Source organism: Mucilaginibacter sp. OK283, from assembly GCF_900110415.1.
Classification (GTDB): Bacteria; Bacteroidota; Bacteroidia; order Sphingobacteriales; family Sphingobacteriaceae; genus Mucilaginibacter.
The window spans coordinates 163,239-176,537 of the sequence record NZ_FODR01000004.1 but is presented as its reverse complement, the minus strand read 5'-3'; the positions used below and the strand labels follow the sequence as shown (position 1 = coordinate 176,537).

Below are 13,299 nucleotides of genomic sequence, written 5' to 3'. Positions count from 1 at the left end.
GGTTTATCGTTCCATTTGAGGCGGGCGAAACTGGCTGAGATCGACACTTTCCGTTTTAACGATGCCCAACTTTTCCTCCAGGCTTACCATTCCGAGCTCGCGCAGCACCGGATTCTGCTGTAACAGTTCCATTGCGTCCTTAAGCTGCCCGGAATGCCCGTATTGTTGCATCAGGTTGGCCTGAAAAAGTGTTTTAAAGTCGGAAGCCTGTAAATTCGGCCGGTTCTCCATCAGTGCTGAATAGACGTCGTTTTCCGATTTCATGACCAGCAGGGCGTCACTGCTATACAAAGCCTGTTCTCCTTTGCCAAAACTGACATATACATCATCTTTAACCAGGTCATAGTCTGTAATAATTCCGATCTGGTTCTGTTTATTGGCCGGGTCTGCGGCCAAATCGGGATGCACCAAAACGAGGGTGCCTGTTAGTTCATCCTTCATGTCAATTGTTTTAATAAAGATTATAGATTATAAAAAACCGCAACTAAGCAGCAGTACCCCGCATGCTCGCTTTGGGCATAGATCGCCTGGGAGTCCTGTTATTTACCTCCCTGATCACCAATTCAACCTCCCGGTTGATCCTCATAAAGTTCTCCCGAAGGACATTTTCTTTTTGATCGCCGAAATCATAATAAACCGGCAGGTCCCGGTACCCCGCTTCTTCCTTTTTAATGCCTTCCATATCCAGGCTGACACGACAATTGATAGCAGATGTTTCGAATTTCCCGCTGAAGGTTTCCTGTACATCAGCCGCGATCAACCCTACCATTTCGCCGGTGTTCAGCGAGGCCATCTTACCAGCGGGGATCAGCGGTTCGAGCTTTTCGTTCAGGGAAGTAGAAGTCTTGTTACGATCTATAGAAAGGCCCTCACCGACCTGTTTATTTTTACCAAACAGACGTTCAAGCCATTCGAGGGTTTCTTTACTTCTTACTGATCCCGCCATCACGTTACCGACGACTGATATGATAGTGGCCGCTGTATCCTTCCCATATTGCTGGTTGAACTGGGGTAACTCCTGTAGCCCCATCAGAATAGCAACCTTGTTGGACCGTGCGGTAGCTATCAGGTTCTCTACTTTATTAATAAACAGGGTCGGTATCTCGTCGATAATTAATGCGGAAGGCAGGTTTCCCTTGCTGTTAACCAGCTTTGTCAACCTGTTCATAACGACAGAATAGCTGGCAGCGTTGATGCTCTGGGTATTGGGATCGTTAGCAAGGATCAACATACCGGGGCTGTCCGGATCCGATATTTTAAGATTGAAATCATCACCTGAAAACACCCAGAAGGTCTCTTTCGTCGCCAGGCGACTAATAAATATCTTCAATGTTCCGATCTGACCTTCCAGTTGCGGATAGGCTTTGGATAGCCAGGCAGACCTGAAAGGGGACAATAAAGGGTGGAGTTCCGGCTCTGTGAACAGGGTATCAAAAATATCGTCATAAGACTGGTTCAGGAAGGCCAGTACGTGCGGGAAACTGGCGTAGCGGCCTTTAGTGTATTTGCTAAAGAAATATACACAGGCCGAAAGAAAGTTAATGGCGGATTGGGTGAAAAACTGATCGCTTCCACCTGACCTGTCCCCCTTCTTCATAGCTTCCACCAGGCCTTCAGCGGCTTCAGCCGCATCTGCCAATGTTTGCAGGTAGTCACTTTTCCAGGGATTGATCCTCCTGCTCTTTTCCACATCGGTGAGGTTGACGACATGAAACTGGTGCGTAAGGCATTTCCCTGCCTGCTTGGCCAAAAGATAATGGTAATAAGCGATCCGGGCCAGGTCGGGAAACTTAAAGTCATAAATACAGGTACAAAAACCCTTGGCGATCATTTGCCTGATAAAAGGGTTGACCACACCAAATGATTTACCAGAGCCTGGCGTTCCGATCAGGATCGTCCCCCTAAAGGGATTGACAATATTGATCCAGCCTTTTCTCACCTTTCCGCTGTAATAAAAACGCATCGGAATATTGACTGAATACGGCGTATCGACCAGGTTGACCGACTGCATAAAACTTTCCCCCTCAACATTCCAGATATCCTTACCCAGGCCCGACCGGATCATTTTGGAAACATTGTCCATAGCCACACTTGTCATCATGGCTCCGATAAAAGAACAGATGATATAGGTCAGATTGAACCAGCTCGTATAATCAAAAGCCAAACCTGATGGGCGATTATAACAGGCAATACTGCCAAAGAATAACAGCAAGCCCAACGCCAAGGGGTACAGGATATGTTTTTTCGGATCGAGGTCCAGCTTCTTTTTGGAAAGGGTTCCGATACTAACCAGGCAGATCAGTAGCAAGGTCGCCAGCTTACTAAAGATTAGCTGCCTGTAAATGACAATAGACGCAATTTTGATTAGCGGAGTGGAGAAAACACTCCAGAAGGGTGCCCCAATGTAAACGAACACAGCCACCTCCAGCGCAATAGACAAATAAATAAGGCATTGCATAAAGCCGTGCAGCTTTTGCATCTCATGTGTTTCTTCCATAAAGATTTGGCATTGAATAGCAGCAATTAAATAGACAATCGTGCTAAGGCGGGTAAAATTTAATTGGATGGTACGACGTCAGCGTCGAGGATGTCCTGATAAGATAGGGCAAGGGCGATCACACGCCCGGATAGCTGTTTTTCACTGAGCTCTATATGCAGTACCTTATTGCCGGGAAAACTCATCTTTTTGAACACGAAGATATTCCGGTAATTCCGTTTAAAACTTCCTGTATTAAACAAAACACATTCCGGCCTGATCTCGAGGGATTGCACATTGGAGGCTTTGGTGATCTTTTTATCATCGACCTTAAAACGAAACTCATCAATAGCATAGCTGAGATTTGTTTTATTCCGGTATCCGAGATCCAGGAATAAGTAATCGCCGAAAGAATACAAGTTATTGACCGTTCCCTTAATGCCGAAAGCTTTGTTGGCCGTGACCGGGTGGCTATTTTCTCTCGTCGCCAGCCTTAGCGCAATAGTCCTGAGCTGATTTTCTGATAAACCTATACCAGAGATATCCAATGGTCTGGTCATGGATGGCAGGATTTCGACATCAGTTACCGCATCCCGCGTTGTAATGGCATCGGCCTTCACTACCCGGTACTGGGCAATAAATTTTTCACCGGTGATCGTTACGATCGCATCATCAAAAGCGCCCTTCTCCCCCGTGGTATCGGAGTTCAAACGAATACGCAGTACGTTTTTTAATGGCAGGTCGCCTGTAATAGCTTTTGCAGATATGTCTACGTATTGGATAGCTTCCGGGGAAATAAAATGCACTGATACATTTACCGGCAGGTAAATAACCGGCAGTTGCGTTTTTTTGACACCATCAGCCAGCTGTGTTTGCTGAGCATGGGTATGCGTTCCCACCAGCAGGCCAGCGAGGAAACAAAAGAATATTTTTTTCATTGGATTAATTTTTAGGCGCGTTTTGCAGCGCATCGTTATCGACTAAATAAAGGCAGGAATTGTATTTCAATTTAGCTTTGTTCTTCCTGATCGCTTCAGCAATCGCCGACGATGTAGACTGGAAGATCTTGCTAGCTGAACTCATCAGGAACTGGTTACCCGATCCTGAACTGCCATCTAAGTTCACTCCCTGCATGGAGTTACCACCCAGATCTTTGGTAAAATCACGAAAGGCTGATTCCGGTACATACAGGCCGGGCATGCCGTCCAGATCGTAAATCTCCAGTTTTACCGGAAGTACCTGGTTGTCCACCATAATGGAAGTAACCAGCAATATTACCCGCTGTCCGGAAAAACCGTTGATCAAGGCATAGAGATAGGTTCCCTTTTTGACCGAAACCTTCCCGGCCATGATATCGTCCAACAGCCTGATCCTGATACGGGAACCGGCATAACCCGTTACGTTTTCATCAATAATCGCTTTGATCGGGTCGTTATGACGCTCGGGAAGAACGGTATTAAACCCAGCGGCAGGTTCGCCGGTTTTACTGACTTTAAGATAATGCTGCGCTGTGTGCAATTGTTCTGCCTTATCCAGAGCTTCCTTTTTTAGCTTTTCCGTCTTAAAGGCTGGGTCATTAGCTTTATTCATACTGTCCATATAGGACATTTGTTGCCTGAACAGGTCCATCGGATCCCCGTCCTTTACTGCATGGCTGTTCTGCCGTTCCTCAGCCAGGTTTTGCTGACGCCTTTGAGTCAAACCGTTGAGGGCCTCAGCCATGGCCCGGTCCCCGGGATCAACATGATGCCGCTCATTGACCACAGGGTTTTGAACTACGTTGGTTGCATATTTTATTTTCATCGCCCGGTCTATAGAATCCAGTTTTCGTTTTTCCGTTTCGCTGTAGCTATTGTCGAAGGTGGCTGTCCCGGCTTGTTCCTTCGGTATCGGTATTACCGCGGTGTAACCGTCTGCCTCTTTGTAAGTATTACGATAAGCATCCAGCTTATCCGACAATTGTTTTTTCTTGACATCGCCGGATACCTCGGCCACAGTAGCATTGAGGCCGGCTACCGGTTGTTTTTGAGTAACCTCTTTTGAAGTGCTGCTTTGGTACACATAAAAGAACAGGCACAAAAATGGCAGCAGCAACAAAGGCGCGATGTACTTGGGCTGTTTAAAATCTATGTTCATGGCTTATTTGCTAAATTGTTTACTGATTTCCCGCAGTTGATCCAGGTCTTTTTCAAGTTGCACGCTGTCTGCAGGGCTTAACGACTTTTGAGCAGCCAGGCTATCTACCTCTGCTTTTAACCTAATGGTCGTTTTCAATGCTGTTCCTGTGTTGATGATCTGATCAAAGCCTGTGTTTAAAGGGACTTTTTTTACAGAAACCATCTTTTCTTCTGACGATGTATCCTTATTCCTGAACACCGTAAAGGAGAGAATAAGCGAAACCGCCATCAGTAAGATCATGAGCCGGAAGAGAAATTCCGGGTAGCGATCTGCAAGTGATTGGCACCATTTTTCGAATTTAACGAAGTAAATACTGAACTCTTTTTTGACTTCGCCGAATACCGTCACACCCGGTGTTCTGTTAGAATGAATTTTTTTGAACATCTTCAAGATCCTTGTTTTCTAAAGTTTTCCAATTGGTGATCAGTACACCATGTGAATTATTATCGCTCCGCCGGATATCCTTGAGGTTCCCTTCGGTAATGAGCGAGCGGACAACGGTTGAGCTCCTGCGGTCGATCTTGATCTTCCCGTAGAACCTGAAATAATGTCGGGGCATGTCCAGGGAGATGGAATCCGTTTGCAGGGTAAGTACCGAACTGCTGGAGAGGATGGAGTTGAAATAACCATTCTCTTTCAGGTTATTGTACTGCTGGACCCCGGATTCGTCAATGAGGTACATCGCCTTTTTCATCTGGTACTCAATGAACTTATCATCCGGTGTCAGGGAAAAGAAGAGGGCGTGGAACAGGTCGATGACCGAGCGGTATTCCGCAGGGCGGTTCATCACCATATCGGTTTGACTGGCTTGTAAGGCGACGTTATTATTCAGTACATAAATACTCTTTTCGGAATTAGCTACCTGTTTGTAGGCGTATGAACAGCAAATCAGTGAAATGACGATGGCCGTCAAAAAGCTACCCGCGGCGACGAAGGTCGCCAGCCGTATCTTGGCTTCGATATTTTTAATGATCATAAATTGAGATTAAAAAATGTTAAAGAAAACTGCCCGACGCCTTTCGGGCAAGACCGGTTACCGTAGCAGCGCCACGGCCAAAACTGGAACTGGCAGAAGTGATACCGGAGGTAGAAATGATCCAGGTAGAAATACTTGGCACGGTGAACATACAGATCGCGCCGATCAGGAAAACGATTACTACAGTACCAAAAGAAAGTATCCCGTTCCCAGCAAACCAGGCCAGTTTTTCCAGGCTGCCACTTGTACCGTCTGTCCCTACCAACTCCTTATACTTACTGATCTCCGAGGTCAGCGCGTATTTCTGCATTAGCGCACAGAGGTACATAATGAGATAGGCGATGCCAGAATACAGGTTAACCGAAATAAAGCGGGCCACCCAGGTACTGAAGCTGTCCCTGAATGCCGGAAGGATACTGGCGGCTACTGCAAAAGGCCCTAGTATGATCAGGATACTGGAATAAATGATCTGGATCATAAAGATAATATAGACCGCGATCCGTAATATCCAGATACCTAATAGCTCTACCAACTGCGTCATGAGCAATTGCATCCCCACCTGCAACCTGTTCTTTAGCTCGAGCAAAGGCGCAACCACAGTAGAAATCCCCTCCTTAACCGTACTGGTTACCGAATCCCATGCTTTACCATACCAGGTATCCGACTCTTTTGCTGCAACCTCGGTTTGGGCCTGATATGTATACAAGGCATTGGCAACTTTAATCATCAGGTCAGCCCTGGTGAACCGCAGGTTATCTACATTGCTCTGTTCACTTTTGAACATGCTCTCTGTTTTGAGTGCAACGAGGGCTGTAGGAAAGGCAACCATTTTGGCGAAAGCTCCCCACCAGATAATTACCATCGCCAGTCCAAAAGGCCGAATAAGTGGCATGATCTCGATGCGTTTATCTCCGACCATCATCTCATAAGATTTGATAGCGAAATAGATGATCATAAAGATAGCAGCCAATGCTTTGGCATCAACGATAAACACGTCAAAATGAGCCCAGATCGAATCTTTCAACCCGGCAAGGAAGACCATCATGCCTTCTTCGTAAACGCCATTGCCCTGTAAATATTCAATTGATTTTTTATAATCCGGATCTGCAACCTGGGCATAACAAAATCCGCTTCCCAAAAACAGCAGGAAGCCCAGCAGCGATATTTTTTTCATAAAGTTTTAATTAATGTGAACCTGCCCGGAAACAAAGGGCAAAAAAAATCCCGGCTGATGGCCAGGACGAATAATTTAAGATAAGGGGCATCAGGATAACAGCAAAGGATCCTGCCGGTTATCCCAAAAACAGATGATAAGCACTGTATGGTCGTAGATCCTGTATAACATGGAACAGTTCTTATGGAGCACACATTTTCTGACTTGTGTCTGCTCCTCCGCAACCGCGTATAAATAAGGTGTAACGGCAAGCGTTTTCAGGGAAGCAGCTACTTTAAACTTAAACTTTTTTACGTAAGCATTGCCCCACCGTGTCCTGAGCTGGGCAACTATACTTTGAAATGTTTCTTCTGCTTCAGGGGTAAACCTGATCTCAAAGTTCATTATTCCGATAAATGTTTTTGCGTAAATTCTTCCAGTGAAATACTTTTCCCGGCCTCAAATTGACTGATCCCACGCCGGATACTTTCTGAAACGTGGGCAGGCAGGGTAACGGGTGCTGATTCAAACTGCACCTTCAATGCCTTCAAAACAGCTTTAACCGTTTTCAATTGCTCCGGGTTTTCGGGATGTATCAGAATACTTTCCATGTAAACAAATATACAAAAATCAGCTACCATCTGATAGCAAAATTCAATATTTCCGGTCACGGAGTACCTGTTTTGCTATCTCTACATCGCTCTGCGTTGTCCAGTTAGCGGGCGTAACCAGACCTCCCCTAACCTTTTGCTGCTGTTTGACCATTTGCATATTGATCGCCGCCGTGGCCGTCCGGATTCCCCAGGTCGCTTCCAGCGTCCGGTATTGTTGAAGCATCCGGTGATAAGCCACGATGCGGGATCCCCTATCCATATCTGTACTTCGCGCCGCGTCAAGGCGTTCCTCCAGCATATCCAGCTCTTTTCTGTACCAGCCCAGCAGGCCTTCTGAAATTACCTCTTGCCGAACAGCATCCGGTAAACCCCTCAAAATCGAAGCGTCTGAATGTTCCAAAACCGGCTCCAGCTCTTTTGCATAGTACAGGAGCCATAAAGGATCTGCAGCCGTAACCAGCCCCGATTGGTTTCCGATATCAGAAACAGCTGAGTTTCTGAGGGTATCTGAATGGAGCTTATAGCTATTGTCTGTACTATTCATGGTAGCAACCAGTGCGATTCGCTGGGTTTGCGGCCCAGATGGCCCCAGCGGACGCAGGTCTGTTTTTTTATAGCTGGGCATCAGGCCCCAGGTTAGCCAGTAGTAGGGATTCAAACCAAGGAACCCGCTGGAGGGCTTGAACTTGCTCTTGTCCCATTGTTTAAACACCATCCGTTCTTCCTGGTAACGGATTGCTTCATCGTTGATAGAAGTTTGTGCGAAGCTTAATTGTTTGGTCAACATAACTGACCATAAGAATAGATATTTGATAAAATTTTTCATGGTTTTAAGTATTTAGCGTTTTTGATAATTTCATTAACCGTATTCCGGTCATTATTAATATAGCCTGCATAAGGGTTGATACTGGCTATGATACCCCGTTCTTTTGCCCAGAACATTGCCTTCCATGCTCCATAGGCCATGCCGTCAATAATCTGCAACTCCTGCCGAACGTGATTAAGAAGTTCATCCCTGCTATTGTAGTCAGCCAGGATGTTACCACCTTCCTTAAGAACAAATTTGGATACGTCACCAACAAGCCGGGTTGCCCTACCCCTGATCTGCCCGGCATAACTTTCAGCGAAAAGCAGGAGATATGGCTGGGACTTAGCTAATTCTATCGCCTGGTTGGTATAGCGAAGGATATCGACTGTAATAACCGCGAGGTCTTTAACGACCAGGCCATTTTTCAATGCTGAATTTATATTGGATAGGCCTTCATAGATGATGGTTTGCGCCAATACAACTAATCCTGTATTCTTGTTAATGGTCTGTAGATTTTTATTGATCTTGTCCAGGTAATTACTGTGGGAGATCTCCGCGGCGGATTGTACAGCGCCGTTCTCTATAACAGCTGCGGTATGCTTATAATCCACAACAATTTCGTACCCCTGGGCAAAAACATCCAAATTAAAGCTAACCAACAGCATCGATAGCGACAATTTCATCACTAAGCAATTGAGAAATAAATATTTCATTGTTTCAAGTATTTAGCATTATTAATAATATCCCTGACAATAACTTTGTCCTGGTCGATATAATTTTGAAATGGGTTTACCGAGCGGATCAGTGAAGCCAGGTTGCCGTAACGAACGCCATTGACCAGATTTCCCGATAAGTCCTGAATGTTACTTAATTCAGATAGGATATAATCAAACAATATCCTGCGGTCAGATGCTTTCATCTGGTTCACATCCCCAATGCTCAGGGAGAGGCCAACGAGATACCGGATCAGCATCTGGGCCTTATCCGCAAATTCAATCTCCGTTTTATAGGCCAGTGCGAGTATGGCTGGATTGTCCCGCGCCAGCGCATACAATTCAGATTGGTTACTGATAATCCTGCTGACCATTGGCTGGGCGTCGATCCCAACATTAGCCGCATTAATAGCAGTACCTAAAGTGCTATACCGTTGTTGAATGGTTCGGTAGGTATTTTTAAGTTTATCAAGCATGGTCTTATTTCCATATTCTTCCGCAGTATTCCTGGACTGCCGGTCCCGGGCGGTCTTCTGTAGTTTGTTTTCTGATTTGGATTCACCAACCAGTTGCCAGATCCCGGGTATGTTTAAAGCTTTCTGCTGCCCGAAAGCAGACGCCGCATTCAGTAATAACCAAATGGGGCAAATAATAAATAATCTTGTGATCATCGTTTTAAATATTTGGCTTCGGTTAACACACTATTGGCGATCTGTACATCCATATTTTGCCATTCGGCCCAGGGATTAAGAGATTTCCAGATACCACGCATTTTTGCCCAGTACATGGCCCGCTGCATACCATAGGCAATCCCCCGTAAAATGCGGAGCTCGTTAACGATATGGTTAAGCAGTTTTGCTCTTTCCCCGGAATCCATCAGGTTAGATTTACCACCTTTCAGTACAAAAGCGCTGACATCCGCAGCAAGCCTGATGGCACGGTTCTCAAAATCCCGTGCGCCGCTTTCAGCGAATAAAAGCAGAATCGGGTCCGACTTTGCAGTTTTAACGGCCAGTTCAACATCACTGACGATATCTACCCCGATTTCAGCCATATCTTTGATCGTGCCAAGGCTATTGATAACTCCCGCAACTTCGCTGAGCCCTTTATAGATTTTGTCCTGCATGTTATTGACGATTATCAGCTGTCCGGTTACAGCCAGTTGTCCGCGCTCAATGGCACTCAGGTTATTATTAGTCGTATTTAGCTGCCCGTCAATAACGAGGCTGTGAGATAACATTGCGGCGGCTGTAACCGGATCAACGTACAGCGATTGGGCATAAGTAGTTCCAGCTGCTGAAAGCAGCAAAATAAACAGGTACTTTTTCATAAAAAACTGATTTGATGGTTAATGGAAGGGTACACCTGCCTGATTGACACGTTTAATAAAATCCCCCAGTTGCAAGCCACTGTGTTGCATGTCTTTGATGAATTCGCCGAGGCCGGATGGATAGGAACCAAAAGCGTTAGTGTAGACCTCCACAGCAGATTTTTCAGGCTTCTCCGTTGTATAGGTCAAATACTGGGATAGGGATACTTCTACACCATACACCTCGCCGACGGAGCCCCTGCGGATATACACCTCTTTGAAACGGCCCCGGTCTTCTTTATTATCCAACTGGTTGATGGTGAATATCTTGCGGCGTTCGGTCTCGTTGATTGACAGTAAAGCGGCGATCTCGTTATAATTATCCTTGAACTTGGTCTGGTCGAGCAAACAGATCGTATCCGAGTTATTGATGATACTATCTTTGACCACTGCATTACCGATGATATCGCCCAACTCCTGCGTTACCACAATGGCTTCGCCCCAGAACTTCCGTACTGTTTTATACAGGTACAAAAGATATCCGGCCATAAGCGGACTGGCGATAGCTTTCCAGGCCTCTTCAACAATCAGGCATTTACGTTGTGCTTTTCTGAAACGCATTTTCTGGATAAATACATCCATAATGATTAGGGTAACAATGGGAAACAAAATTTTCGATTCTTTGATACTGTCAATTTCGAAGACAATAAAACGCTCCGTAAATAATGACTTATCTGCCTCTTTGTTCAGAATTGTCGCGAATTCCCCGCCTTTATAAAACTTCTTTAATACATAACGGAATTCATCCAGATCAAACGGAATATTTTCCTCTGTCCTTATCTCTGGGATCTTTTTGATGGCAAACTCATAAAAAGTATCAAACTTCAGTTCCTCTTTTTCTGAAAAGAACTTACTATAGTAAGCGGATATCACATTAGCGATCACATCACGTTCGACCGGGCTGAACGTCCCCTCAGCCCCCTTCCAGGCAACACCGATCAGCGTACAGAGAAAATCTTTTTTTTCAATATTGTATTCAGATTCGTCGATTTGAAAAGGGTTCATGGTAATCGGCTCCTTTTCGGTGTACGTTATATACTTCCCCTTATAGTAAGAACAAAGCCCGGAATACGAATCACCGGTGTCAACAATGACCATATCCATATTATATAACATGTATTGTTCTGCAAAGCTGTTGACAAAGTAAGATTTACCAGAACCTGAAGGACCTAAAACAAACTTGTTCCTATTGTTGATCCGCCCTGTTCTCATAGGATAGTCAGCCGGGTCAATCCCAACGGGGATACCCTGCCTGTCCGTAAAACGGATCAGGAAATCCGAAGGCTCATCCGCGGGTAGTGATTCCTTGAAAAAGAAGCATACCGCCGCATCGCTGGTAGTCAGGAACCAATCATAATGCTGAATTTCTACTGCATTGCCGGGAAGGGCAGAGCGGAAAAGTTCCAGTTGGTTATAAGCACTTTTACTCGCGAGAATTCCAAGCTGAAAAAGAGAATTTTCAATAAAATTGCAGGCTTTCTGTAGCTGAGTTTCCGGAGCACATACCAGGATATTAAAATGACAATTCACCAGTAACTGACTTTCCCTGGCGACATCTTTCAACAAAAGATCGATATCCTCCACGCAAAGATCGTTTGCCGGGTCAGGAATCCCGGAATGCTGCTTTTTCTTTCTTTCCAGTTTGCGTAAGGTGGCCACCTGGACCGGAATTTCGATCAGCTGGTTGAATATGATCACTTCGTAACCTGGAACCTTAAATAAAAACGATAGAAAATCCACGGGAAAACCCCGCATGGTCTCCTTATCATTCAATTCCACGTACGTACCAACTTCCTGGGGCAGGTCAATGCTGTCCACATCAACGAGGCTGATGCTCCTGCATTGCAAATCCCCCATCCTGATCTCCGAATCATTTGCACTCAGGTTGTTTAATGCGATAGGTTGCTTATTGAAGTTCATACTCAAGACTTGTAAAACAAAAAGGTTGATCTCCTTTTCCTTTAATAATACCGGAGAAGTTTTAGCAGCCGTCAACACATCCAACACTTTATTGATCGTTTGCCGGAATTCTACCAGGGCTTTGGCATTAAATACATAAAACGCGCCTTTTTTTACCTGCCGCGTAATGGTTAGGTAAGTGGTCGTCTTTGCAAAGTGCCGGCCTGCAAAATGTTCGTTATACTTTTTTTGAAGGTATTCTTCGGCGGGCTTATCCGGAAACGCAGAGCGGCTGATGATGTCTTGTTTCTGAAGAATATAGCCATCTCCAAGCATTTTAACTATACTGATGACCAGTGCATGAAACTCGTCATAACCTGAGGGGGATGCCGAGAACCGAACGACAGGATTGATCAGGCTGATGATAACAGAATATTCACCGTTCAGCCCAATCAACAGGTCAAACTCCCCACTGGTATCCACTCCGGCATAGGGTATTTTAAAAACTTTCTTTGCGGCCATAATGGTTGATCTGATTAATAATATAAATTCCGTTGGTGCGAGTCTTCCCGTGTAGACCCTGTTTTTGCCGGCTGGCGGTATAAAGCAGACCACCTACGATACAGCCGATCAAAACCAAAGCACCGAGCCACATATTAATTAGGGACATGACCAAAGCGCCCAGAACCAAACCGGTCAAAAGGGAAGCTAATCCCCAGTAAATAAATTTCCCTTTGAAGCCGCGGAAGATAAGGGGCTTCTGCAGCCCCTTATATACAGCAAATCGCTTCCCCATTACAAACCGAAGAAAGCTTTGATCACCAGTGCGGATACCACCAGGAACACACAGGATCCACCCCATCCCATGAGTTCTTTATTGATATCCTGATCACCGGAATTCCATTTGGAATATACCCGGATGGCACCAACGATGCCGACGATACCACCGATCACCAGTGTGATGTTAGTCACCGGGGCAATATAGGTTTTGAGTGTAGTCGTGGCCGTATTCAGACCATTTACACCATTTTGCGCAAAGGCAGGCACGGACAGGGCAAGCAATAATGCTGAAGCCCAGATTTTTTTTGTTCTGTTCATTTGTTATTGGGTTTG

16 protein-coding genes are annotated in these 13,299 nt (G+C 45.4%); all 16 read right to left on the bottom strand.

Annotated elements, in window-relative coordinates; genetic code table 11:
- Nucleotides 1-3: 3 nt before the first annotated feature.
- The 16 genes from BMX56_RS11635 to BMX56_RS11560 all read right to left on the bottom strand — a co-directional run bounded on the left by BMX56_RS11635 (nt 4) and on the right by BMX56_RS11560 (nt 13,284).
- Nucleotides 4-441, bottom strand: coding sequence for a hypothetical protein (locus BMX56_RS11635; protein WP_090646802.1), 438 nt, complete (start codon nt 439-441; stop codon nt 4-6).
- Nucleotides 442-484: 43 nt separating this feature from the next.
- On the bottom strand, nt 485-2,497 hold the full coding sequence (locus BMX56_RS11630) for a type IV secretion system DNA-binding domain-containing protein (protein ID WP_090646798.1): 2,013 nt from the start codon (nt 2,495-2,497) through the stop codon (nt 485-487).
- A 59-nt stretch (nt 2,498-2,556) separates the two neighbouring features.
- Nucleotides 2,557-3,414, bottom strand: coding sequence for a conjugative transposon protein TraN (gene traN / locus BMX56_RS11625; protein ID WP_090647984.1), 858 nt, complete (start codon nt 3,412-3,414; stop codon nt 2,557-2,559).
- A gap of 4 nt (nt 3,415-3,418) precedes the next feature.
- A complete protein-coding gene (traM, locus tag BMX56_RS11620) occupies nt 3,419-4,612 on the bottom strand; it encodes a conjugative transposon protein TraM (protein WP_090646794.1) in 1,194 nt (397 codons plus the stop codon).
- 3 nt (nt 4,613-4,615) lie between these two features.
- Nucleotides 4,616-5,038, bottom strand: coding sequence for a hypothetical protein (locus BMX56_RS11615; RefSeq protein WP_090646790.1), 423 nt, complete (start codon nt 5,036-5,038; stop codon nt 4,616-4,618).
- A complete protein-coding gene (gene traK / locus BMX56_RS11610) occupies nt 5,016-5,630 on the bottom strand; it encodes a conjugative transposon protein TraK (RefSeq protein ID WP_090646785.1) in 615 nt (204 codons plus the stop codon). Before traK ends, BMX56_RS11615 begins: the two co-directional genes overlap by 23 nt.
- A 19-nt stretch (nt 5,631-5,649) precedes the next feature.
- The gene (locus BMX56_RS11605; protein WP_090646781.1) at nt 5,650-6,804 is read right to left on the bottom strand and encodes a plasmid transfer protein; all 1,155 of its coding nucleotides are present in this window, start codon (nt 6,802-6,804) and stop codon (nt 5,650-5,652) included.
- Nucleotides 6,805-6,894: 90 nt separating this feature from the next.
- Nucleotides 6,895-7,188 carry a type II toxin-antitoxin system RelE/ParE family toxin gene (locus tag BMX56_RS11600; protein ID WP_090646778.1) on the bottom strand — a complete coding sequence of 98 codons (294 nt, stop codon included), beginning with the start codon at nt 7,186-7,188 and terminating at the stop codon, nt 6,895-6,897.
- Complete coding sequence (locus BMX56_RS11595; protein WP_143065431.1) at nt 7,188-7,394, bottom strand: DUF2683 family protein; 207 nt, start codon at nt 7,392-7,394, stop codon at nt 7,188-7,190. Before BMX56_RS11595 ends, BMX56_RS11600 begins: the two co-directional genes overlap by 1 nt.
- 43 nt (nt 7,395-7,437) lie before the next feature.
- On the bottom strand, nt 7,438-8,223 hold the full coding sequence (locus BMX56_RS11590) for a hypothetical protein (RefSeq protein WP_090646771.1): 786 nt from the start codon (nt 8,221-8,223) through the stop codon (nt 7,438-7,440).
- Entirely contained in the window at nt 8,220-8,918 is a 699-nt protein-coding gene (locus tag BMX56_RS11585) for a hypothetical protein (RefSeq protein ID WP_255369823.1), read from the bottom strand. Before BMX56_RS11585 ends, BMX56_RS11590 begins: the two co-directional genes overlap by 4 nt.
- Entirely contained in the window at nt 8,915-9,589 is a 675-nt protein-coding gene (locus tag BMX56_RS11580; protein ID WP_090646763.1) for a hypothetical protein, read from the bottom strand. The genes BMX56_RS11585 and BMX56_RS11580 overlap by 4 nt, the downstream gene beginning before the upstream one ends.
- Nucleotides 9,586-10,248, bottom strand: coding sequence for a hypothetical protein (locus tag BMX56_RS11575; protein ID WP_090646758.1), 663 nt, complete (start codon nt 10,246-10,248; stop codon nt 9,586-9,588). Before BMX56_RS11575 ends, BMX56_RS11580 begins: the two co-directional genes overlap by 4 nt.
- An 18-nt stretch (nt 10,249-10,266) precedes the next feature.
- Nucleotides 10,267-12,708: a TraG family conjugative transposon ATPase gene (locus BMX56_RS11570; protein WP_090646755.1), complete on the bottom strand. Its 2,442-nt coding sequence runs from the start codon at nt 12,706-12,708 to the stop codon at nt 10,267-10,269.
- Nucleotides 12,686-12,982 carry a plasmid transfer protein gene (locus BMX56_RS11565; RefSeq protein ID WP_090646751.1) on the bottom strand — a complete coding sequence of 99 codons (297 nt, stop codon included), beginning with the start codon at nt 12,980-12,982 and terminating at the stop codon, nt 12,686-12,688. The genes BMX56_RS11570 and BMX56_RS11565 overlap by 23 nt, the downstream gene beginning before the upstream one ends.
- Entirely contained in the window at nt 12,982-13,284 is a 303-nt protein-coding gene (locus tag BMX56_RS11560; RefSeq protein ID WP_090646747.1) for a DUF4134 domain-containing protein, read from the bottom strand. The genes BMX56_RS11565 and BMX56_RS11560 overlap by 1 nt, the downstream gene beginning before the upstream one ends.
- Nucleotides 13,285-13,299 lie beyond the last annotated feature (15 nt).